25 protein-coding genes are annotated in these 24005 nt (G+C 37.4%); all 25 read right to left on the reverse strand.

Translation table 11 applies throughout. The features are described from left to right. Nucleotides 1-16 precede the first annotated feature (16 nt). Nucleotides 17-748, reverse strand: a complete 732-nt coding sequence (locus J7K93_11345; protein MCD6117603.1) for an ATP-binding cassette domain-containing protein — start codon at nucleotides 746-748, stop codon at nucleotides 17-19. A 3-nt stretch (nucleotides 749-751) separates the two neighbouring features. After that, complete coding sequence (locus J7K93_11350; protein ID MCD6117604.1) at nucleotides 752-1384, reverse strand: ABC transporter permease; 633 nt, start codon at nucleotides 1382-1384, stop codon at nucleotides 752-754. 140 nt (nucleotides 1385-1524) lie between these two features. After that, complete coding sequence (gene nadD / locus J7K93_11355) at nucleotides 1525-2109, reverse strand: nicotinate-nucleotide adenylyltransferase (protein MCD6117605.1); 585 nt, start codon at nucleotides 2107-2109, stop codon at nucleotides 1525-1527. 2 nt (nucleotides 2110-2111) lie between these two features. Then, the gene (gene bamD / locus J7K93_11360; GenBank protein ID MCD6117606.1) at nucleotides 2112-2891 is read right to left on the reverse strand and encodes an outer membrane protein assembly factor BamD; all 780 of its coding nucleotides are present in this window, start codon (nucleotides 2889-2891) and stop codon (nucleotides 2112-2114) included. A gap of 20 nt (nucleotides 2892-2911) precedes the next feature. Next, on the reverse strand, nucleotides 2912-3562 hold the full coding sequence (locus J7K93_11365; GenBank protein MCD6117607.1) for a hypothetical protein: 651 nt from the start codon (nucleotides 3560-3562) through the stop codon (nucleotides 2912-2914). A gap of 37 nt (nucleotides 3563-3599) precedes the next feature. Beyond that, nucleotides 3600-4619 (reverse strand): hypothetical protein, encoded by a 1020-nt coding sequence (locus J7K93_11370; protein MCD6117608.1) that lies wholly within the window; start codon nucleotides 4617-4619, stop codon nucleotides 3600-3602. Beyond that, entirely contained in the window at nucleotides 4616-6148 is a 1533-nt protein-coding gene (gene lnt, locus J7K93_11375) for an apolipoprotein N-acyltransferase (GenBank protein MCD6117609.1), read from the reverse strand. The genes J7K93_11370 and lnt overlap by 4 nt, the downstream gene beginning before the upstream one ends. A gap of 9 nt (nucleotides 6149-6157) precedes the next feature. After that, a complete protein-coding gene (gene ruvX, locus J7K93_11380; GenBank protein ID MCD6117610.1) occupies nucleotides 6158-6586 on the reverse strand; it encodes a Holliday junction resolvase RuvX in 429 nt (142 codons plus the stop codon). A gap of 12 nt (nucleotides 6587-6598) precedes the next feature. Then, a complete protein-coding gene (locus J7K93_11385; GenBank protein MCD6117611.1) occupies nucleotides 6599-6904 on the reverse strand; it encodes an integration host factor subunit beta in 306 nt (101 codons plus the stop codon). A 44-nt stretch (nucleotides 6905-6948) separates the two neighbouring features. Further along, on the reverse strand, nucleotides 6949-9168 hold the full coding sequence (locus J7K93_11390) for a bifunctional (p)ppGpp synthetase/guanosine-3',5'-bis(diphosphate) 3'-pyrophosphohydrolase (GenBank protein MCD6117612.1): 2220 nt from the start codon (nucleotides 9166-9168) through the stop codon (nucleotides 6949-6951). A 2-nt stretch (nucleotides 9169-9170) separates the two neighbouring features. Further along, nucleotides 9171-10580, reverse strand: a complete 1410-nt coding sequence (dnaB, locus tag J7K93_11395) for a replicative DNA helicase (protein ID MCD6117613.1) — start codon at nucleotides 10578-10580, stop codon at nucleotides 9171-9173. Then, entirely contained in the window at nucleotides 10559-11275 is a 717-nt protein-coding gene (locus J7K93_11400) for a uracil-DNA glycosylase (GenBank protein MCD6117614.1), read from the reverse strand. The genes dnaB and J7K93_11400 overlap by 22 nt, the downstream gene beginning before the upstream one ends. A 15-nt stretch (nucleotides 11276-11290) precedes the next feature. Beyond that, a complete protein-coding gene (gene coaBC / locus J7K93_11405; GenBank protein ID MCD6117615.1) occupies nucleotides 11291-12490 on the reverse strand; it encodes a bifunctional phosphopantothenoylcysteine decarboxylase/phosphopantothenate--cysteine ligase CoaBC in 1200 nt (399 codons plus the stop codon). 3 nt (nucleotides 12491-12493) lie between these two features. After that, nucleotides 12494-12820, reverse strand: a complete 327-nt coding sequence (locus J7K93_11410) for a DNA-directed RNA polymerase subunit omega (protein MCD6117616.1) — start codon at nucleotides 12818-12820, stop codon at nucleotides 12494-12496. A gap of 9 nt (nucleotides 12821-12829) precedes the next feature. After that, the gene (gene gmk / locus J7K93_11415) at nucleotides 12830-13390 is read right to left on the reverse strand and encodes a guanylate kinase (protein MCD6117617.1); all 561 of its coding nucleotides are present in this window, start codon (nucleotides 13388-13390) and stop codon (nucleotides 12830-12832) included. Between the two features lie 5 nt (nucleotides 13391-13395). Continuing rightward, nucleotides 13396-14277, reverse strand: coding sequence for a YicC family protein (locus J7K93_11420; protein MCD6117618.1), 882 nt, complete (start codon nucleotides 14275-14277; stop codon nucleotides 13396-13398). A 115-nt stretch (nucleotides 14278-14392) separates the two neighbouring features. Further along, the gene (locus J7K93_11425; GenBank protein MCD6117619.1) at nucleotides 14393-15400 is read right to left on the reverse strand and encodes a PorV/PorQ family protein; all 1008 of its coding nucleotides are present in this window, start codon (nucleotides 15398-15400) and stop codon (nucleotides 14393-14395) included. A 108-nt stretch (nucleotides 15401-15508) separates the two neighbouring features. Continuing rightward, entirely contained in the window at nucleotides 15509-16576 is a 1068-nt protein-coding gene (locus tag J7K93_11430; protein MCD6117620.1) for a PAS domain S-box protein, read from the reverse strand. Between the two features lie 2 nt (nucleotides 16577-16578). Continuing rightward, complete coding sequence (locus J7K93_11435; GenBank protein MCD6117621.1) at nucleotides 16579-16950, reverse strand: response regulator; 372 nt, start codon at nucleotides 16948-16950, stop codon at nucleotides 16579-16581. Nucleotides 16951-17605: 655 nt separating this feature from the next. Then, nucleotides 17606-17791, reverse strand: a complete 186-nt coding sequence (locus J7K93_11440; GenBank protein MCD6117622.1) for a hypothetical protein — start codon at nucleotides 17789-17791, stop codon at nucleotides 17606-17608. Between the two features lie 108 nt (nucleotides 17792-17899). After that, nucleotides 17900-18196 carry a PAS domain S-box protein gene (locus tag J7K93_11445; protein ID MCD6117623.1) on the reverse strand — a complete coding sequence of 99 codons (297 nt, stop codon included), beginning with the start codon at nucleotides 18194-18196 and terminating at the stop codon, nucleotides 17900-17902. Beyond that, complete coding sequence (locus tag J7K93_11450) at nucleotides 18145-18387, reverse strand: hypothetical protein (GenBank protein MCD6117624.1); 243 nt, start codon at nucleotides 18385-18387, stop codon at nucleotides 18145-18147. The genes J7K93_11445 and J7K93_11450 overlap by 52 nt, the downstream gene beginning before the upstream one ends. Nucleotides 18388-18467: 80 nt before the next feature. Then, nucleotides 18468-19862 carry a response regulator gene (locus J7K93_11455; protein ID MCD6117625.1) on the reverse strand — a complete coding sequence of 465 codons (1395 nt, stop codon included), beginning with the start codon at nucleotides 19860-19862 and terminating at the stop codon, nucleotides 18468-18470. Between the two features lie 12 nt (nucleotides 19863-19874). After that, a complete protein-coding gene (locus tag J7K93_11460; protein ID MCD6117626.1) occupies nucleotides 19875-20315 on the reverse strand; it encodes a response regulator in 441 nt (146 codons plus the stop codon). Between the two features lie 71 nt (nucleotides 20316-20386). Further along, entirely contained in the window at nucleotides 20387-23962 is a 3576-nt protein-coding gene (locus tag J7K93_11465; GenBank protein ID MCD6117627.1) for a PAS domain-containing protein, read from the reverse strand. Nucleotides 23963-24005 lie beyond the last annotated feature (43 nt).

The raw sequence follows: 24005 nt of genomic DNA on the forward strand, positions 1-24005 counted from the left end.
TAAAACACAAAGCGTTTTAACTGATTTTTATTGAGCTGATAAATTCTTTAACAGCCTTTTCTCTACTTGATAAAAATTCCTTAGGAGTCCCTTCAAATACAATTTCGGCCATGCTCAGCATTGCAATCCTTGTACCTATTGAAGTTGCAGTAGCCATGTCGTGCGTCACAACAATAGAGGTAACACCTGTCTTCTCCGTTGTTTTTTTAATCAACATATCAATTGATCTTGCCATAACAGGGTCTAGCCCGGTTGTAGGCTCATCAAAAAGCATATATTCAGGGTCCATCATCAGCGCCCTTGCAAGGCCGACTCTCTTTTTCATGCCTCCGGAAAGGTCAGACGGATACTTTTTACGGATATCATCCAAGCCTACGAGTTCCAGTTTCTCAATAACTTTTCTTTCGATTGCTATTTTTGGAAGAACCGAATGCTCTTTTAATGCCAGACTTAAATTTTCCTCTACATTCAGAGAATCAAATAATGCTGCACCCTGAAAAAGCATTCCGAACTTCTTTCTTATCTCAAATAATTCTTTTCTCGGCATAACGGTTATATTTTGCTCATCAACAATAATTTTACCGCTGTCCGGTTTTAAAAGCCCTATTATTGTTTTCAACAGGACACTTTTCCCAACACCGCTTTTCCCGATTATGACAAGTATCTCGTGAGGGAATACATCTAATGAAACATTCTTTAAAATTATCTCATCATTAAATGATTTATATATGTTAAGAATCTTAATCATAAGCTAAAATAAAATTACGGCAAGTATGTAATCACTAATTAAAATGTAAGTGGAGGATGCTACAAATGCTTTAATAGTTGATTCGCCCACTCCCCTTGCACCGCCTGCTGTTCTGAACCCTATTGACGAACCTATTAGTGCAGTACCACCGCCGAATACAAGAGCTTTTATCAATCCTGAAAATACATTGTGCAGTGCAAAATACTTCTGAACACTTGAAAAGAATGTTACTGCTGAAATATTAAGTAAAGCACCTGCAACAACAAATGCGCCGAGATGAGCAAGAAGGTTTGAATAAATAACAAGAACGGGCATCATAATCCAGCCGGCATGAAAACGGGGAGCTGCAATGTACCGCACAGGATCAATTGCCAATGTCTCCAATGCTTCAACTTGTTCGGTAATTTTCATTGTCCCGATTTCAGCTGCAATTGATGCTCCCACTCTTCCTGCAACAACAAGCCCTGTAAGAACCGGTGAAAGTTCAATAAAGATTGCAGCACTAACTGCAGTTCCGAGAAAATCGAGAGAAATTACCCCTCTGAACTGGTATGCTGCCTGCCATGAGGATACAGCTCCGGTAAAAAGGCTTACTACAGTAACAAGGGGAAGTGACTTAACGCCTATCCGGTACATCTGTTCAAACAGAAGATGCCTGTCCTTATACCAACTCCTGTAAAATGAAAATATCCTTCCGAGAAGAATGGAATATGAACCTATTTCCCTGCAGACAGAACATAGACTTTTCCCTGTAAACTGAAGCCATTTACAGATCATCAACGGTACAGCCCTTTTGTTTCAATAAATTGCTTCACATTTTCAGGCACCCAGAAACTTACTGATTCTCCATTATGGACGCTTTCGCGTATTTGAGAAGAAGATATATCAATTAAAGGGGTTTTTATAATTTTAACTTTATTAATAAATCTTTTTTCCGCTTTTGATAAATCAAATCCAGGCCTTACCGCAACAACAGTGTCAATGCTTTTTAAGACCTCATCAGGCTGATACCAATTGCCAAGTCCGAGGAAATTATCACACCCGATTATCAGCACGAATTCATCATCCGCGAAATCAGGAGAATTCTGGAACATTCTAATTGTATCAATTGTAAATGATTTTCCCTTGCGTCCGATCTCTATATCAGAAACATGGAAGTAAGGATAGTCGTGAATAGCTATCTTCACCATTTCCAATCTCAGACCTGCTTCAGTTACAGTATTTTGAATTTTGTGCGGAGGAGACCCTGCAGGTATAAAAAATATCTTATCAAGGCACAAACCTGTTCTTACAGCTTCTGCAATAATCAAATGGCCTGTATGAATCGGATCAAATGTGCCGCCAAATAAACCAATTCGCATTTTTAATTTTCTTTATTTTTAATCTTTAATTTTTCTATTTCTTTTAATTCTTTCTCAGATTTTTCCGCATAAGACGAGTTCGGATATTCACTCAATATTTTATTGAAAGCTGTTTTTGCACCCTCCGTTTTTCGCATTTTTAAATTACATACTCCGGTCCAATAAATAGCTTCAGGTACAAATCTGGATTCCGGATATTTTTCCAAAAGGCTGTTAAAAGATATAACTGCTGAATCGAAATAGCCCATTTTTCTGTATAGTTCGCCTGTTTTAAATTCTTTTTTTGCCAGTTTTTCCCAGCATTCATTCAGAATATTTTTTGCTTTTGGAATTAGAGTGGAATTAGGATAATCGTCAATAAACTGCTGGAAATGAGTAATTGCTTTTTGTGTATATTCCTGATCTAATGCATAGTTCGGTGAAAGTTTATAATAACACATTCCGATTTTATATTCCGCATTATCAACAAATTCGCTCTGAGGCAGGCTCCTTATAAGTTTAGAGTACTCCTGAATGGCAAGCACATATTCCTTATCATAATAATAAGATTCGGCAAGATAATACTGAGCTTTCTCAATAATTATATTACCGGGATTGTTAAGAACTATAATATTAAAATTTGTCTTGGCACGAAAATAGTCACCTTTATCAAAAAATCTTTTTGCATATTTATATTGATCATCTGCTGATAATTTATAAATATCAACACTTTTTTTATTACAGCCGGCTATAATTAAAACGGAAAAAATAAATAAAAACACTTTAAATATTTGCTTATTCATAATATTTAAACTCCAGATATTTAATTGCTTCTCACCCAATAAAAAAGTGAGCCTATTATAGTAATTACTACAACTGAAACCACTGGTTCCAGCCATGAAAGTCTTCTTTTATTTGTTATAAAAATACCTTTTCCTATAATTCTGCCTTTTTGCTCAACAGCAGGTATTCTTGAAATACTGATAGTATCAGCACTTGTTTTTTCAAATTTTCTATTAAACAGGATCTGCCCGGCCTTGTTGGCCATATTTAAATTCAAGTTTAGAATCACTTCCCTTTTACAACTTTTTGCCGAAAAATGTTTTCCTTTGCCTGTTTCTTTATATAGTACGGAAACATTAAGAACTATGAAAGAAATACTTTTATCATAATTATCATTTTTCTGAAAATTTACTCCATTTCCTCTTTTTACAAATCCGGCAGTAAGGCTGTTTTTAATAAAAGATGCAATTGGGCTTTTATCAGGTGATAACAGGCATATTTGCTCACTGCTGTTTAGCGGAATTTCCTGTGCAATTTGCTGAGCCATACTGTCTACAATATCAAGGTTCGTCTTAAACAACAAACCAGCATCTGCATTCCTGGAAACAAACAAGAGAATAAAAACCCATAATGCTATGCTTAACAGGTTTTTCTTTAAATATACAACTAAAGATTTGACAACTTGTTCCATAATTTGTGTTAAACCTGATAAAATAATTCAGTATCCTTTAAATACGTAAAACACATTGAGCGATATACCAGAAATTATTTAAGCCGTACTGTTTCTGCATTACAACCGCCAGGTCAAGAAGAAATTGAGGATGTTTAAAAACTCTTTCATTTGAGAATAGCGAATTCCAGTTAAACAGGCTAATTCCTGCAGAATAATTTTCAGCATCAGTATCTTTTTGGTAAAAAAAGCCTCCTCTCATTGTAAGATGTTCGAAAATATTTATTTCACATCCGAAATGAGGTTCTCGTATTGCTCCCTTGCTCTCTTCGCTTACATTTCTCACATCAAGAGAAAATGTAAATTTTTCAAACGGTTTATATGAAAACCCCACATTAAGGGTTTCATCTGCAAACCTTTCAATGGCCATCCTGTCATTTTTAAATTGGTTTGGTAAATCTAAAAAGAATAACCCAATCGTGATTTTATTGTGTGTTTTTAATCTTAGTCCGTATCTGTAACCCATTTTACGTATCGTCCGGCCGTCAACACTTCTTGTAAATAAATCACCTGCTATTCCTATCTGAACCTCGGGCGCCAAATCAACAGACATTCCGAATGTTGTATTCTGATTATTTTCATAATTATCACTTGAAAATATAGTCGGTCTCTCAAGTCTTTTGAAATTAAATAAAGATTCCTCTCCGAAAAGAATCCCAAACTGCACTCTCTTTAAAGAGAGTGTTATTCCCTTTAAAAAAAGACCTGTTGAGTTAATCCCGTGGAAATTTTTCAAATTATTATTATAAGCAATAAAAGGAGAAAATCCGTTTATAAAAAAAGATAATTTAACACCGTCATTTTTGCATTTTGCACTGAAAGATGCAGGATTAAAATCAAGTGAAGCCAAATCATCTTCAATTGAAACGAATGCTCCTCCCATACCAATAGATCTTGCCTTTACAGTGCTCAATGTGGCAAGTTTATCTGTCTGGCTGTAAAGGTTCGGAATAAAGGCTGAGAATAAAAAAGAACAAACGAAAAAAATAAGCACAAACCGTCTTGGAATAAAATTCATTTTTTAAGCAACTTTCCCGCATTCCCCAAAAATACTGATACTAATAAAATAAGAAGACTTATTATAAGAATAAAATTAGGAAAAATCAACCCATGTTTTGTGAAAAAAGTTAATGACGTATTTGTTGAAATGTCATGTACAATAGTTGTTCTTGTATCTATAGATGATTTATCAACATATCTGCCATAAGGGTCAATAAATCCGGATATTCCTGTATTTGCGCAGCGGACAACCCACGCCCTGTTTTCAATTGCACGCAGTACAGCTATTCTTTCATGCTGAAACGGCCCTGATGTTCTGCCGAACCATCCGTCATTTGTGATAATCACTAAAAACTGCGCACCCTTATTAAAAAATTTTCTGACAAGATCAGGGAAAATAGAATCAAAACAAATAACTGTTCCGAATTTTATGCTGCTGTTTCCTTTACGCGGTATGAATGAAAATACAACTATTGAATCGCCAGCTGAGAAATCCCCTGTATCAAGATTAAGCTTATCTATTAATTTTCCAAAAAACGGAAGCGTCTCCCTGAATGGAACATACTCGGAGAAAGGGACAAGGTGCATTTTTGCGTAAGACAGCATTTTCATTATCCCTGGCTTTATTAAAAATGCCGAATTATACGGGTGGCCCTTTCCGTTTTTATCCCATGAATAATCAGGCGCTCCGGTTAGCAGGGTTGAGTTCATGCTGTCAGTTATCAATCTTACCTGTTTCATTCTGGAAAATTTATATCTTATATAAAACGGCATTGCAGTTTCCGGCCATACAATCAGGTCAGGTTTTTGCCCTGCAACAGAAAAGCTTAAATCTTTATACACAACATAGTTGGAATCAATAAATGTTTTTGTCCATTTTTTGTACGGATCAATATTGCCCTGTACGAGAGCGACCTTTATCTTTTTTTGTACGGGGATATTTTTATTCATCATAGTGAAATTGCCGTAGATCCACGGAATCAGGAATAAAAGCAGTGCAGCAGCAGAAGCATATATCTTCTTTTTCCTTTTAGCAGTCAATATAAAATAGATAAGAACATTTATCAGGATAACCCAGAATGTTACACCGTACATACCTGTAAAATGTGCAAACTGGATAAATCTTGGAGAATATGTCTGAGTATATGCAATTGACTGCCATGTAAATCCAAACTCTCCCTTTGATTCAATTATCTCAATAGCTGTCCAGATAAAAGGAGCTGCAAACAGGCCGGCCTCCCCGACTTTTCCAACAATCCATTTCTGCAGCATAAAATAAAGAGCTGTAAATAGAGGCAGATAAAATAAAACACCGAAAAACCCAGGTACTGTCGCCCATGAAATCCAGTATATTGTCCCTCCAACCCAGATTACACCTGATAAATATCCAATCCAGAATATATTTTTAATTGTTAGCCTGCTGTTATTTATCAGATTAAAAAACGGTATAAGTGAAGCAAAAGCAAGAAACCCCAAAGGAGAAGGAGGTGTAGCACCAATTAATAAAATTGAAAAAAGAAATATGTATAAAATTACATACTTTTTCACAAAATACTCCTACTTGGAACCGGTTTGCTCTAAATATGCAAGGTAACTCTGAAGAATAATTGTCGCTGCAATTTTATCGATTTTCTTTTTATCCCTGCTAGGTTTTTTATCCATAGCCTGCAAAGTTCTAATTGCCTGACGTGAGCTTAAACGTTCATCCCACATAACAACATCTAAATTCAGAGACTTACGTATCATTGAAGCGAATCTCTCGGCTTCCGAAGCCATCTTACCTTTTTCACCCTTCATAGTAAGAGGAAGTCCAATTACTATTTTACTTATCTCGAGTTCTTTAGATAATATCTTAAGCTTTTCAATAACCTGCACAATTTTTAAATTATACCAGGTATCAAAAGGCTGTGCTGTAATACCAAGAGGGTCGCTAACAGCAATACCGATTTTCTTTCTTCCGTAATCTATACAAATTATACGGCTCAAATTATCAAGACTCTATTCAATCGGCTGCTTTAGTACTTCTTTTAGAATCTTTCCGGCTTTAAAGTGAGTTTTTCTTCTTGCCGGAACATAAATAATTTGGCCTGTTTTCGGATTTCGCGCCTTTGGTTTGGGTTTTGTTTTTTTAACTTCAAACACACCGAAATCCCTGATCTCAATTCTGACTTCAGGATCAGCTTCTGCCATAAATTCTCTAAGCGCAGTAAAAACACCGTCAACTATCTTCTCTGTTACATAGATACGTTCGTTAACAATCTTTGCAGTTCTCTTTGCAACATCTTTCTTGGTGATAGTGTCCAATTTCCCCATTGATGGCTCCTTTGTTTAATTAAACATAGACTGGACTACTCATCGTTAGATGAATTGTCTCTTTCAACGGAAATTACTCCTTTTAACGAATTCAACTTTCTCTTGATTTTTGTCAGGTGTGAAAGATCTTTTACTTCAATCACCATTCGCACATGAATAATTTGATTTTTTGTTTCAAGATGTATTTGTACAATATCCGTATTTAATGAAGATATTACTTCTGCAACATCTTTCATCAGATGTTTTCGCTCAGTAGAAAGAAGCCTTAATTGTACTAAAAACTGCTGCTGCTCAGTAGTGTCCCATGCAACATTAATATTTCTTTCAGGCTGATTCATCAGGTTTATTGCGTTTACGCAATCTCTTCGGTGAATAACAATACCCCTTCCCTTTGTAACAAAACCAGTGATTGGATCTCCCGGGACAGGCCTGCAGCAGGATGCAAAATTAATGAGAAGGTTATCAACGCCGTGCACACGAATCCCCTGATTTCCTCCTCTTGCTCTACTTACAAATTTTTCTAAAACATTTCTTTTCTCTCTCTGTTTCTGGGACTGTTTAAATTTTTCAGGTGCAATTTCTTTGATTAATTTATGTACAGATATATCACCCTGGCCGACATCTATGTACAGTTGCGATAAATTCGAGATTCCCAGCTTTTCAGCTGCATTAATCAGTTCTTTATTAGTCGGCTTAATCCTGTAGCGTTTAATTCCCTGCTCAATTATCTCTTTACCTATTTTGGCTGCTTCTTCAATCTGAGTTTCTTTCAGCCATCGTTTAATCTTGCTTTTTGCTTTTGATGTTTTTACAAAAGTAATCCAATCCTGACTTGGAGTCTGACTGTCCGAAGTCAGTATTTCCACAGTGTCACCGCTTTTCAATTCAGCGTTCAATGGTATGATTTTACCATTGACCTTGGCACCGAGGCAGTGCATTCCTATGTCAGTGTGAATTTCAAAAGCAAAATCAACCGGTGTTGATCCGATTGGAAGTTTAATCAGATCTCCTTTTGGAGTAAAAACAAATGCTTCTGATTGGAAAAGATTGGTTTTTAATATATCCATATACTCTTCCGCATTCAGATGATCTTCTTCAAGATCAATCATTTCACGAAGCCACGAACTGTATTTATCTATTTCGTCTTCCGATTTCTTTCCTTCTTTGTACTTCCAGTGAGCTGCAATACCTATCTCAGCAACACGATGCATCTCCTCAGTCCTTATCTGAATTTCTACTATATTTCCACCGGGACCGATCACAGTTGTATGCAGGGATTGATACATGTTTAACTTAGGGATTGCTATATAGTCTTTAAACCTGTCGTGAAGAGGGGTATACAGATTGTGGACAACTCCAAGAGCAAAATAGCAGGCATCAATCTCCTTAAGGATGATACGTATGGCAAGCAGATCATACACCTCTTCAAAAGATCTGTTTTTATACTTGATCTTCCTGAAGATTGAATACAGACTTTTAACCCTGCCTTGTATCTTGGCTTCAATTTTGACTTTTTCAAGCTCTGTGATTATAGGAGCCACAACTTTTTGAACGTATTCATCTCTTAACGCGGTTCTCTCTTCGACCTTTTTTCTTATATTTGCATAATCCTCAGGTTCAAGATATTTAAACGAAAGATCATCAAATTCCCATTTGATTTTTGCTATTCCAAACCTATGGGCAAGAGGAGCATAGACTTCCCTTGTTTCCAGTGCAATACGATGAGCTTTTTTTTCAGGAAGATATTGAAGAGTACGCATATTATGAAGCCGGTCTGCAAATTTGATAAAAATAACCCGAAGGTCTTCTATCATTGAAAAAATCATTTTTCTGAAATTTTCAGCCTGCTTTTCAACAGCACTTTTAAATTTAAGTTCGCTTATTTTTGTAACGCCGTCAACTAACTGAGCGATCTCAAACCCGAATGTATCTTTTACTATTTCAATTGTAACGCCTGTATCTTCTACAACATCATGCAGAAGCCCTGCTGCAATTGTCGCATCATCCATTCTAAGTTCAGATAAAATTCTTGCTGTCTCAATACAGTGAACAATATAATGTTCACCTGATTTCCTCATCTGATTTTTATGTGCTTCCAAAGCAAATACAAATGCCTTTTTTAGAAGAATCAGGTTGGGATTTTGATGATAACTTCGTATTTGAGTTATAATTTTACCGAATTCGCGCTTATACTTTTTTTTATAATCGTCAAAATCGATTCTCTGTTCGGAAATTTTTGTTGCTGCTGTAGACATAATCAGAACGGTACCGCACTTTCTTCGTCGTCAAATGCTGCATTTTCAAAAGTAGCCCATTTTTTTATAAAATTCAAAACAACGGTTCCCACCGGACCGTTTCTCTGTTTGCCGATTATTATTTCTGACCTGCCTTCCATGTCCTTCTGCTGTGTTTCCTCTCTTGACATGTAAAATTCAGGCCTGTATACAAAAAGAACAACATCAGCGTCCTGTTCAATTGCTCCTGACTCACGAAGATCAGATAACATGGGCCTTTTGTCTCCTCCTCGTGTTTCAACGGCTCTGGAAAGCTGTGAAAGAGCCACAACAGGTACGTCAAGTTCTTTTGATAAGGCTTTTAATGACCGTGAAATAACAGATATCTCCTGCTGCCTGCTTTCAACGTTTCTCGGCCCCTGCATAAGCTGTAAATAGTCAATAACCACCATACCTATATCAGCTTCTTTTTTCAATCTTCTTGCCTTTGCACGGAGCTCAAGTACGCTTAATCCGGGTGTATCATCAACAAAAATAGGGAGCTCTGCTACTTTGCCGGAAAAAATACCTATTTGCCTCCACTCTTCTTTGGACATCCGTCCTGTCCTTACCGAATGTGCATCTATTCTTGCTTCAGCAGACAGGAGCCTCATTGCAAGCTGGTCACTTGACATCTCAAGACTGAAAAATCCTACAGGCACACCTTCACTTGCTGCATATTTTGCAATATTCAGGCTAAATGCGGTTTTTCCCATTGAAGGCCTTCCTGCAATAATCACAAGTTCCGATGGCTGGAATCCTGAAGTGTATTCATCTAATTTGGCAAACCCTGTAGGAACTCCGGTTACACTGCCCTTTCTTTTGTGGAGCTTATCTATCTTTCTCATTGTTTCATGCATTATTTCCTTGATACCCTGATAGCTCTTTCTTATCTGGTTATCAGAAATGCCGAAAATCCTCTGTTCGGATTTATCAAGAATTTCGTACACATCATACTGCGCCTCATAGGAATCCCGTGCAATATTCGCTGATTCCTGTATGAGTTTTCGCAGCAAGTACTTCTGATGAACTATCTTTGCATGAAAAGCAACATTGGCAGAAGAAGGGACAGATTCCGAAAGCTCAGTAAGATAATATGCTCCACCTACATCATCTAAGATTTTTTTTATTTTAAGTGTCTCAGCAAGAGTTATCACATCAACAGGTTCATTTTTTTCGTATAACTCTATACAGCATGAAAATATTTTCTGGTGCGCGGTTTTATAAAACGATTCAGGGTTAAGAATTTCTATTAACTTACCTATACAATCATTATCAAGCAGCATTGATCCGAGTACAGCTTCCTCAGCTTCTATTGATTGAGGCGGAATTCTGTCAAAAACAGTACTATTGTCTTCTTTTTTCTTATTGGCTATTTTCCTGGTTCCTGCCATAAAGGCTTATCTCCGATAATTGCATCGTATTTCTTCCTCAGTTTTTTCACATCATCCCATACGGAATATTTTTTCCCATTGTCTCTTAAAAGTGCTGCAGGATGATATGTAACAAAAACAGGTATCCCATTGAATTCATGTATCTCTTTTCTGAGATTACCAAGGGTTGTATCTTTTTTAAGAATCGTATTAGCTGCAACACGTCCGAGAGCCAGAATAATTCCGGGATTTATTGCCGCTATCTGCATTTCCAGAAATTTAAAACATTTTTCAACCTCTTCAGGTTTCGGATCCCTGTTTTCAGGAGGCCTGCATTTCAGTATATTACACACATATACTTCATCTCTTGAAAAGCCTATAGCTCCTAATATTTTATTAAGAAGATTGCCTGCTTTACCTACAAAAGGTTCTCCTGTAAGATCTTCCTCTCTGCCCGGGGCTTCTCCGATAAGGAGAAGCTTTGCTTTTTCACTGCCGCCTCCGAAAACTTTTTTATTGACGGTTCTATGGAGAGAGCATTTTCGGCATTGTTCAACTTGTTTTTTTATTTCATTAAGAACATTTTTATTTTGAGAATAAAAGATATTATCTAATAGATCCGGATTATCAAGAACAATATCGTTTCCGTATATCTCTTTCTGACAAGAAAGATAATCCGTAAAAAGGGCCTTAATATTCCGGCTTTCTTCACCAATTGACAATTTTCCACCTTACAAGAGATTTTCGATCCTGTCTAATAATTTATCTGCAACTTGCCATTTTTGCAATAAAGGCAATTTTTCTGATTTCCCATCTCTATAAAAAATAGTAATTAAATTTGTTTCCCCACCGAAACCTGCACCCTCATCAAAAAGATTGTTAAGACAGATCATGTCAAGGCCTTTTTCCCTTAATTTCTTCAAGGCAGATTCCTCGCCATTCTCTGTTTCCATTGCAAATCCAACTACAATATCCGGCTTCCCCCCTTTTGCCACATTGAGCAGGATATCGCTGTTTTTTCGAAGTTTAAGAGTAAATTCACCCTCTTTTTTAATTTTTTGTTCTTTTTTTATTTCAGGGCGAAAATCTGAAACAGCGGCAGCCATTATCAAAATATCTGATTCGGAAGCTCTTTTGACAATTTCGCTATTCATTTCTTCTGCAGTAGTAACATCTATCCTCTTAACACCAAAATGGTGTTTTAAATGTACAGGCCCTGAAACGAGGGTTACGTCAGCGCCTCTTAAAAATGCTGCTTCTGCAACAGCATAGCCCATTTTGCCACTCGAATGGTTTGATATAAACCTCACAGGATCAATTGGTTCAAGAGTCGGCCCTGCAGAAACAAGAACCTTCTTTCCTTTCAGTGAATCTTTTCCAAGCAGAATACTTGTAACTTCGTTGAGTATTCTGTTAAAATCCGCCAGGCGTCCGGGCCCCATAGCGCCGCTTGCAAGAGGGCCTTCTTCTGTAGGTATAAATTTATATCCTGATTTCTCCAGCTTTCGGCAATTATCAAGATATATTGGATTCTGCACCATCTGATAATCCATTGCCGGGGCAATAATAACCGGGGCCCTTGAAGCCATAACAAGTGTTGTCAAAAAATCATCCGCAATCCCTGATGCAATTTTACCAATTATATTTGCTGTTGCAGGCGCAATTAATATTACATCAGCCCATTCGGCAATAGATATATGTCTTGTTTTTATTGTTTTATTTTCAGGGAAAAGTTCTTTTATAACTTCATTTCCCGATAATGTCTCAAATGTTAATGAAGAGACAAATTTTAAAGCATTTCGGGTCATTACAACCTTGACATCACTGCCTTCTTTTTTAAGCATTCGCACAATATCACATGCTTTATAAGCAGCAATGCTTCCTGTTACTCCGACAACAATTCTTCTGTTTTCAAGTTTACTATCAGACAAAAGTTACTTCTCTTCCTTTTTTGATTTATCTTCCGCATCATCATCAGGAGATATATATCTGAATTCCAAATCATCATTCACAGCTTCATTAATTGCAACAACAGTTGGCTTTGTCATAACTTTTATATCCTGTTTAAATGCTTCTCTGTCAATTTCAATAGCACCTAATTCGTCAGAATCATTTTCAGTTTCCGACTGGACGGAAAGTTTTACATCGATCTCTCTTTTCTGCTCATCAATTACTTGTCTTGCCCGCAAAGCCATAACTTCAACCGCTTCGTAAATATTTTCAAATCTTTCAAATAAATCGTCAAGAGAAAGTTTAGACATCTTGTCACCTCATGAAAAATGTTTAATTATTGTTTTTACTTTATTAACAGTATCATCTACAGAATCGTTAATTATTTGATAATTGTACATACCCGCATGTTCGATTTCATATTTTGCCGCATTGAGCCTTTGTTTTAATGATAATTCACTTTCTGTCCCCCTGTTTTTTAATCTAACCTCCAGCTCTTCAAGCGAAGGCGGCATAAGAAAAATCAGCACTGAATCAGGAAATATTTTTTTTATTGATTCGCCTCCCTGCACATCTATATCAAGGACAACATTTTCCCCCCGCTTTAATGCATCATCAATTTCACTCTTTAATGTTCCATAAAAATTATTATGTACTTCCGCCCACTCAATAAATTCGTTTTTTCTTACTTTTTTTTTGAATTCTTCCTTTGAAAAAAAATGGTAATCCTTCCCGTCTTTCTCCCCGGGCCTTGGTTCTCTAGTTGTAGCAGAAATGGAATAATACAGGTTATCCTCTTGTTCTAGCAGATGTGAAATAATAGTGCTTTTTCCTCCACCTGAAGGTGAAGATATAACAAATAGGGTGCCCCTCTTTTTCAATCTTATTACTCCAGATTCTGTACCTGCTCCCGCATTTTTTCAATCTGTTCTTTAAGCTCGATTACAATATGATTTATTTTAAAATTTGATGCTTTAGAGCTAATTGTATTCACCTCTCTATGCATCTCCTGTAAAATAAAGTTTAATTTCTTTCCTACAATATTCGTATTTCTCAATGTCTCGATAAATATTTTCAGGTGGCTCCTCATTCGGACACATTCTTCGGTTATATCCAGCTTATCCGCTATAATGACAATTTCAGTATAGAGCCTGTCTTTATCTATTTCAACATTATTTACAAGTGCTTCAACTCTCTGTCTCATTCGAGCGAAAGCTTCTTTTGCATTTAATTTTGCAAATTTTTCTATTTCGGTTATGCTGTTTTCTATTTCATTTATTCTTTCCGAAAGATCTTCGGATAATGCCAAGCCTTCAGCTTTCCGCATCTCAATCAAATGATCAAGAGCCTTTTCCACTGCGTCATTTGCAGCTTCCCACAGCCCCTCATCAATTTCTCTTTTTTCTATCGGTTCAAATATTTCGGAAAAATTCAGGAAGTGTTCCAACTTCGGCTTTTCTTCTACACCTGCTTCTTCTCTGATTACCTCAAGAAGTCCTGCTACTGCCTTTACATTCAGCCGGTTTATTTTTGTTGGAAAATTTTCCGGCTCTACATTCATATCTCCGGCTATTATAAGATGGATCTTTCCCCTTTTTATTTTGCTTTTTATCAAGTCACGTATTTTCTGCTCAAACGGCAGAAGTATAGAAGGAAGTTTGCAGGAGATATCCAAATATCTGTTATTGACCGATCTGATCTCAACATTAACATGATAATTATTTTTTTCAATATCAGCATGGCCGATACCTGTCATACTAAATGCCATTTAATATCCATCTTTCCTTAAGGTACAGCTATTAATAAATTCACGAATTACCATTTTACAAAATAAAACAGAAATAGTCAACATAAATTTTTATTTTTAATACGTATACAGTATGTTAAATAACCCTCTTCAAATTGTATTCAACAGATATTCTGTGAGTGCTTCCAAGGTCGCTGTGAGACGCAAAACCATAGTCAAGCCTCATACTCTTAAACAGAAATCCTGCACCGAGTGTTATTCTTCCTCTGTCCGAGCCTGCTCTGAAAAATATTTTTTGTTTATATCCTATTTCAATACCGGACCTCAAATACAAATACATTGATCCTGCAGCAAGAGTAGCCACAGCTTCCCTTCCGTCAAAGCCTACAGCAAAATCCAAAACAGGAAGAAAAGAAATTTTGGATTTATTAAACGGTATTGAAATTCCGGCCCTAAGAGAAGGAAGTATTTTTTCTTTTGTACCATTATTCCACGCAGTGAGTGTTGTAGTTATATCGCGTATATTCAGGCCTAAATTTATGTGTTCAGAATAACGGAAAAGAATACCGGCATCAAAACCCAAGCCCCACGCTCCGTATTCATTACACTTTTTTCTAATAACTTTTACAGTTGTTCCATATATTAATTTTTTACTGCGGCGTCTTGCTATTGAAAAGAAAAAAGCATATTCTGCATCATTGACCATTTTATCTATTTCAGGTACATTTTGTATAAGTTTGCCGGATTCGTCTGTGTAGTATTCACCGAGGCCTAACGATGAATTTCTCAGGCGTGTAAAAGGTATCCCGTCTATACCCATTCTGAATAATCCTATACCAATTGCAGTGACTGAATCTACTTTTCCTCCGAATCCAAGAAAATCCCAATTAACAATACCTGAAAATCGTTCGGAATGCATACCATGAACACTTGAACCGTTCAGAAAAAGTAATCCCGAGGGATTCCAGTACACAGAAGAAGCAGAAGAAGCCGCAGTTGTTCCGGCACCACCCATTGCGAGGATTCTGGCATCTACGCCTGATTCCAGAAATGCACCACCGTACTTCGATGTATTTATTCCTGCAAAAATATTATTCACTGTAAATACAAGTAAAACAGTTGAAAAAAAAATCCTGATTTTCAATTGGAAACAACCCTTGTTAATTTTTTATTTCACAAATTAAAATTAATAAAACAAAGGACTTAATGCAAGGAATATTTTATTGAATATGTTTTGGGTTCACCAGGATTGTTAGAGAGAATGCTCAATATCAAGCATCTTTGTACCTTTAAAATACTCTACAGTAACAGGATGCGAGATATGTGCAAGTTTTTGGGTGATTTCTTTTATCCTTAAGGCATTTTTAACGATAATTCGAAGCCTGTTTCTTATATCTTCATCTACTATTTTTTTGTCTTGTAATAAAATTTGAGCATTGCCTAAAATTGGTACAAGTGGATTATTAATTGCATGATTTACCGCAATTGCAGTTTCAATAATTGTTGCAACCCTTTCAGAATCGTTTAATTCTATATTAATGTTATTGCCCGGGTCACTCTTTCTGGCAATTACAAGAGATCCTACAATTTGATTGGAACTGTTTTTCATCCTGCACACAGAAAGGTTGAGATTGAATATATCTCCTTTTTTGTCTTTTACCCTGGCATTGTAATTTGTAATCTGATTGCTCTTTTTTAGGAGTTCATAAATCTTAAGCATCTCTTCAGAGCCATTAACAAATAAAAAATTTACCTTTTCTCCTATTACTTCTTCAAAGGTAAATCCAAGCATCTCTTCACACGCGCTGTTACAATAAGTAATGACACCCTTATTATCAGTTGTCAATATAGCATCAAGTGTATTTTCAACTACACGTTCAAGAAAATCTTTTGCTTCTCTAATTGTCTCCCAAAATTGAATCTCTTCCATCTTGACTTTATGTGCAATTAGAGCATCTTCAACAAATTCAATTATTTCCGAGCTGGTAAAAGGTTTTGCCAGAATAGCGTTAAATCCAAGATTATAAAGATGCGATCTGTCTGCCTGCCCGTTTGTGGTTAATGCAATAAAAGGTATGTCTCTGATGAATTTATTTTTCTTATCTGCAATAAATTTAATATAAAGTTCCTCTCCGGAAATATCCGGGAGGAAATAATCTACAATTACAATATTCGGGCTTATCTTTCCAATTTTTCCAAGCCCTTCTTTACCTGATTCACATAAATAGCAATCATAGTCCTTATTATTTTTAAATGCTGATTCCGCAATTTCTCTGAATTTCTTATCATCATCAATAAAGAGTACTTTCTTTTTATCCATTATCAGGCACCGATTTTTTCTGCAACAAGCTGTTTTAGAGTATTTAGATCCCAGGGTTTTGAAACCATAATTGTTCCGCTGTGTTTATCTTCTGTTATACAGCCGAATCCAATATCAAGGTAACCTGATGTAAGGACACGAACCGTTTCAGGGTTAAGTACTTTGACTTTTTCCAGCAGATTCACACCTGACGAATCCGGCAATTTCAGATCGGAAAGTACAAAATCAACATTGTTATTTTCAATAATATCGAGAGCTTCATCAACCCGTGTTGCAGTGTAAAGGTTGTAACCTTCATCTTGAAAGAGGTCGCTTAGTATATCCAGAATTTCAGGTTCATCATCTACAAAGAGTAAAGCTTTACTGCTGTTCATGGTTCCTCCGCTCATATAGAACTCTATTTTTATCAACAACTTATTCGTTCTCTAACCATCAAAAAAGCAACATTTGTGCCACTGCCGGGGCACAAATACTAAACCTTTAATTAACACGATCTTATGTTTTATTTTAATCAGCTGATGAAATAATTTATTTTTAAATTTCAAGGCAATGTTTTCCGGCGCTCGGATTAATTTTCCGAATGCGGTTTGCAGGAAGATGAAATGAGTTTAGGCCTCGCTCCTACAATCTGCCCTGTTCTATCTTCCAATATTTTACCACCCCTCTGGTGGGCCGTCTGTTTAATGTCATTGCGATGATTCCGCACAAACACAAGACGTGACAATCTTTATAATTGTGCACGAATTTCGGAGATTGCTTTTTCCGGCAGAGCCGGAATCACAATGACAAATTTGGGACTTTTGATACAGCCCCGACATATTTTTGTTTATCGTAATATTTTAAATTTTAACACCAAAACAGAATTTTATCTGCAATTGCATTCCAAGATTAGAGTTTTGAACTGAAAAAGCGGTAGGGTAATTTTTTCTTAAATAAATATTTTTGTTCCGATTATTAAAACAGAACTTTATGTTTTATATTTTTTACTAATCAATTTTCTCGGGCTACCGCGGCAGCCTCCGGTTTTAATTATTTCAGCAGCGGAATAATAACCTCAAATGGTTCATCTACGCCTATTTGCATATCAAAATTTTGAAGTTTAGCTATCACCGGATAACTTATTTCCTGCCCTTTTGCAACGAGAAGAAGACCATTTTTTGCATGTATGTCCTGATTCGCAGTCATGCCGAATATTAATTCTTTCACCCTTACCATCTTTAACCTGTTTTCAATTTTATCAATTTTATATGTTGCTATACAGGAAAGAACTTCGGGATGGCTTTTGTAATGTGGTCTACATACCTTCTAACCCGGGAAGCCTGACTAAAAGCAGCCGGCAGAATCCCGAATAGGTGAAGCCAAATCAGCAATCTGATATTCTTTCCCGTCCTTTGCAATGAGCACTGTGTGATTGGCAAGCCCTGCAATTTCACCATTTTTAAGTACCTTACTGGCCGGATTGATGACTTTCTTACCGGTTTTAGCATTCATAATATTTAAGACTTGAGTTAGAGGCCTTCCTTCAGCTTTCCCGGTTGTCCAGCCGGTGAGATTTGCGGCCACCGGATTCATTCTGGTAATCCGCCCCTTTGTGTCGGTGGCAATAATCGCGTCACCAATGCCTGTAAGATCGCATCAAGCCAGGTATCGCGTTCTCTGAGTTTATTATCCATCTCATGTTTATAAAGCGCTGTTTCAATCACGGCCTTTAAATCTTCGGCTTTAAACGGCTTATAGATAAATCCATACGGTTCTGTCTTCTTGGCTCTCTTTAGTGTATCTTTATCAACATAGGCAGTTACATAAACCACGGGAAATTTTACTTGATTTGAATAATTTACAGTTTGACGTTCAGAATTAAAAATTCAGCTCCACATAGCAAGGCTATTGTTTAAAACGGGAAAACAACATTAAACTCTTTAAATCCATCACCCTGGACAACTTTTAATATGCCATCCAACTGTTCTGTCAAGTCAGAAATAATAGCCATACCCAGCGTATCAACCTCGGAGGATTTAAAACCGGGCGGCAGAGCAATCCCGTCATCCCGGACGGATAGATGAACTTTTCCGGATTTTTCTTCCAACCGGATATCAATTTCACCCTTCCGTTTATCCGGGAACGCGTGTTTTATAGCGTTGGAGACAAGCTCATTTATGATCATGCCGCAGGGAATGGCCCGGTTTAAATCAATCTGAACATTTTTGCATTTATCAATAATTTTGATCTGTTCGGCATTCTGATAGTAAAGCAGGGTTAGAGAAGCAATCAGTTTATTGATATAATACTTCATATCTATCCGCGCGAAATCCTGATTCTGATACATCATCTCATGCACAATTGACATGGATTGAATGCGGCTTTTGCTTTCATTTAAAATCATGGAAATACGTTCGTCATTAATTTTTGAGGCCTGCAAACTCAGCAGGCTTGACATGATCTGGAGGTTATTCTTCACCCGGTGGTGAATCTCCTTGAGCATGATCTCTTTTTCTTTCAGATCTCTCTTTATTTGTTCTTCCGCCTGCTTGCGTTCGGTGATGTCATTGAACACAGCAACTATTTCTTTGGTTTGTAATTTATATACAAAATTTTCATACCAGCTATGAATTTTTTCATCCTGATAAAATGTAATGGGATGATACGCAGGTTTACCTGTTTTCCATACTTTGCGAAATACATCAATAAGACCAAACTTTTCTACTTCAGGTCTCATTTCGAAAATACTTTTACCAATAAGATCATCCCTTTTATCATTGCCTAATCTTTCAGCAGCTTTATTGAAATCTTTAAAAATAAAATCTTTTCCATCATCTATGACATCATAAACCGCTACACCGCTACTTATATTATCAAATAATTCTTTATATCGGATTTCACTTTCTTTTAGTGCTTGTTCTGCCAGTTTATTTTTATCCTTCTCTATTTTTAATTTAAGCGCATTTTCAATTGCAGGAGTTAATCTTAACAGGTTTTCTTTAAGAATATAATCCCATGCGCCTCTTTTAATGGAATCAACAGCCATTTCTTCTGAAAGGGAACCCGTTACAATAATGAACGGAATATCCGGGATTAGTTTTTTGGCAATTTCCAATGCTTCAAATCCTGTGAATTGGGGCAGAGCATAATCCGAAAGGATAATATCCGGTTTGAAGTCGTGGATAGCTGCTATAAAATCCTTTTCCGTTTCTACGCACTCAGAAATAAAATCAAATTTATGCTCCGTCAACTCTTCTTTGATAAGTTTTGCATCAAGCTTATTATCTTCCAGCATTAATATTTTCATTTTCTTACTTCCTTATTTATCAGGCGGAGTTTCATTCAGGATTGCCCAGAACGAACCCAAATCTTTCACTGCTTTCATAAAGTCTTCAAATTCCACCGGTTTTACTACATAAGCGTTAACGCCAAGATTGTAGCTTGTTATCAGGTCGCTTTCCATTTTGGAAGAAGTAAGTATAACTACCGGGATATTGCAAAGAGCTTCGCTTTTTTTAATCTGCTTTAGAACTTCCAGCCCGTCAACTTTCGGCATTTTTAAATCGAGCAGCACAACAACCGGATTACCGTTTCCCCGATCTTTATATTTAGCGCGTTTAAAAAGATAATCCAGAGCTTCTTCTCCATCTCTTACCACATCGATCTTATTGGCTATATTGATTTCCTCAAGAGCGGCAAGTGTAAGATCGATATCTTTCTGGTCATCTTCTGCTAATAGTATTCTTTTCAGATCATTCATTCTTTCCTCATCTCGGTTGCTTTAAAAAACGAAATTTTACATTTTTCCGTCAAGAGCAAAAATATTCATTTTCAGGCGTCGGATAATGTAAAAAAGAAAGAAGCACCTTCATTTATCTTTCCCTCTGCCCGGATGTCCCCGCCATGTTTCATTATTATTCGTTTCACATTTGCCAATCCGATACCGGTACCCGGGAACTCATTAATGCTGTGTAAGCGTTGAAAGACACCAAATATTTTATCTACATATTTCTGATCAAAGCCAACCCCATTATCTTTGATGAAGAAAATGGTATTACCGTCTGTATCTTTCTCTGTGCCAATATGAATTTCAGGATTTTTCTCTTTACCGGTAAATTTAATAGCATTCGAGATAAGATTTACCCACGCCTGCCTTATCAAAGAAACATCGAGATTAACATCGGGCATGTCATCAACTATGATAGAGATATTATTCTCTTTGATATCAGAATCAAATATCTGCATTGCTTCATCTATTACTGTTTTCATATTGATATTGATCTTTTTCACATCTTTTCTACTCATCCTTGAGAAAACAAGCAGATCGTCGATGAGTTGGTTCATTTGTTTGGAAGCGCTAATTATATTATCAAAATAATTCTGTGATTTTTCATCAATTATGTGCTTAATGTTTTTATTCAGAAGTTTGGTAAATCCGTCAATATGGCGCAGAGGAGCACGCAGGTCGTGTGAAACCGAATAGGAAAAAGCTTCCAGTTCTTTATTGGCAGCTTCCAGTTTTTTATTAGATACATCGAGTTCTACTCGTGATTCATTTACATCTTCCAGGAGTAGAGCAAGGGATTGCTGGGATTTTTCAAGTTTCTTGTTTTTTTCTTCTAATTCTGCTGTTCGTTCCTTGACGAGTTCTTCCAGGTGTTCACGGTGTTTTCGTAGTTCTGCCTCTGCCTGCTTGCGCATGGTGATGTCTTTCATAATACCAAGCCTCCGGTAAGCTTTCCCTTTTTCATCAGCAAGAAAAAGGCCGCTATCCTCCATATAAAAATAAGTTCCATCCTTGTGTTTGAAACGATACTCCACATGATAATTGGAACATTCCTTCATGGCTTTATCGAGCAGCGTCAATGCAGCCTTGTGGTCATCAGGATGTATTCGCTTTTCCCAGCCGGATATATCGACCTTCTGAAACTCCTTGAGAGTAAAACCTGTAATCGTCTGAATATCCCCCGACCAGCCGATCTTGCCTGTAAGAATATCGTAATCGTACAGTATTTGACCAGATTGTTCTGCCAGCAGACGGTATTTTTCCTCGCTTATTTCCAGGCTTATGTTTAGTTCATTTAATTCTTCGTTTCTGCGGCGTATAGCTCTTGTTCTTAGCTTGTAAATAAAAATTGCAGCAGACAGTATTGACAAGATTAATAGAACACGAAACCACCAGATCTGCCAAAATGGAGGAGGCACTATTATTTTTAATGATGCCCCTTCTTCATTCCAGATACCATCATTATTACAGGCAATAACACGAAAGCAATAGGAACCCGGGGGAATATTGGTGTAATATGCCGTCCGGCGTGTTCCTGCGTCAATCCATTCTTTGTTCCACCCTTCTAATTTGTACTTAAATTTCACTCTTTCCGGGACCAAAAAACTGAGACCCGTATAGTGAAACTCAAAATCCTTATTCCCCGGAGAAATTTGAATTACCCCGCTCGCGGCAAAAGATCTATTGTCAATAATGACGTGCTCGATGAGCACCGGAGGAGGTAGCTTATTAGTCCTTATATTTTCCGGATTAATCATTACCACACCCCTTATGGTCGGAAACCAGAGCTTTCCATCCCTGCTCTTCCAACCCGCCGGCTGAAAGCCACCATTGCATTCTTTACTCATCATACCATCCGGCTCGCCATAAGAAATAGAATTAATTGAACTTATTTTTCCCTCTGCAAAATCGTTGAGCTCTCTCATGCTGACCCGGAAAATACCATTGTTGCAGCTCATCCATAAGTTCCCTTTTCCATCTTCAAGGATCTGCCATACAGAATCATCAAACAAACCTTCTTTAGTGGTATAGGCTGTGAATTTCCCATCTTTTAACCGGTTGAGACCGCCACCTCTTGTGCCAATCCAGAGACTTCCTTCTCCGTCCTCATAGATTGACCTCACAAGATCGTTAGACAATCCCTCCTTAGTGGAGTAGACCGTAAATTTCCCATCCCTTAATCTGTTTAATCCACCACCGTCCGTGCCAATCCAGAGACTGCCTTCTCTGTCCTCATAGATTGACCTCACCATGTCGTTAGACAATCCATCTTTGGTGGTATAGGCTGTGAATTTTCCATCCCTCAATCGGTTAAGTCCGCCACGCCATGTGCCAATCCAGAGACTGCCCTTTCTGTCCTCATAGATTGACCACACCATGTCGTTAGACAATCCCTCTTTGGTGGTATAAACCGTAAATTTACCATCCTTTAATCTGTTTAATCCTTCTCCCGTGCCAATCCAGAGACTGCCCTCTCTGTCCTCATAGATTGACTTCACAAGATCGCTGGACAATCCCTCCTTAGTGGTGTAGACCGTAAATTTATCATCCTTTAATCTGTTTAATCCACCACCGTCCGTGCCAATCCAGAGACTGCCTTCTCTGTCTTCATAGATCGACTTCACAAAATCGTTAGACAATCCCTCTTTGGTGGTATAAACCGTAAATTTCCCATCCCTTAATCTGTTTAATCCACCACCTTCCGTGCCAATCCAGATACTGCCTTCTCTGTCCTCATAGATCGACTTCACTATGTCGTCAGACAATCCCTCTTTGGTGGTAAAGGCTGTGAATTTTCCATCCTTAAATCGGTTAAGGCCACCACTATATGTGCCAATCCAGAGACTGCCATTTCTGTCCTCATAGATTGACCACACCATGTCGTTAGACAATCCATCTTTGGTGGTATAGGCTGTGAATTTCCCATCCCTTAATCTGTTTAATCCTTCTCCTGTGCCAATCCAGAGACTGCCCTCTCTGTCCTCATAGATTGACCTCACAAAGTCGTTAGACAATCCATCTTTGGTGGTATAGGCTGTGAATTTTCCATCCCTCAATCGGTTAAGCCCGCCACCTCCTGTGCCAATCCAGATACTGCCCTCTCTGTCCTCATAGATTGACCTCACAAAGTCGTTAGACAATCCATCTTTGGTGGTATAGGCTGTGAATTTTCCATCCCTCAATCGGTTAAGGCCGCCACTATATGTGCCAATCCAGATACTGCCCTTTCCGTCCTCACAGATTGACCACACCATGTTGTCAGACAATCCCTCTTTGGTGGTATAGGCTGTGAATTCTTTGTCTTTTAATCGGTTAAGCCCGCCACCATACGTGCCAATCCAGAGACTGCCCTCATGATCCTCAAAAAGTGTTAAAATGTGACTGTCTTTTATATTTTTAGTATTTTTCTTGTCAAACACAGTAAACCTTACGCCATCGAAACGTACAAGACCTTCCTGAGTTCCGAGCCAGATGTAGCCATCACGAGTCTGGAGTATGGCTGTTATAGTGCTTTGCGGAAGTCCATCCTCTACCTGCCATACATCATGAACATACTGTGTAATGGTTTTATCAGGATCAAGCGCCCAGGCAGTAACGGGCTCACTCAGAATTATGATCAAAAGAAGAAATCCAACCGCTTGGTAAAATAAACACCTTAATTTA

The sequence above is a fragment of the bacterium genome (assembly GCA_021158245.1).
Taxonomy (GTDB): Bacteria; Zhuqueibacterota; QNDG01; order QNDG01; family QNDG01; genus QNDG01.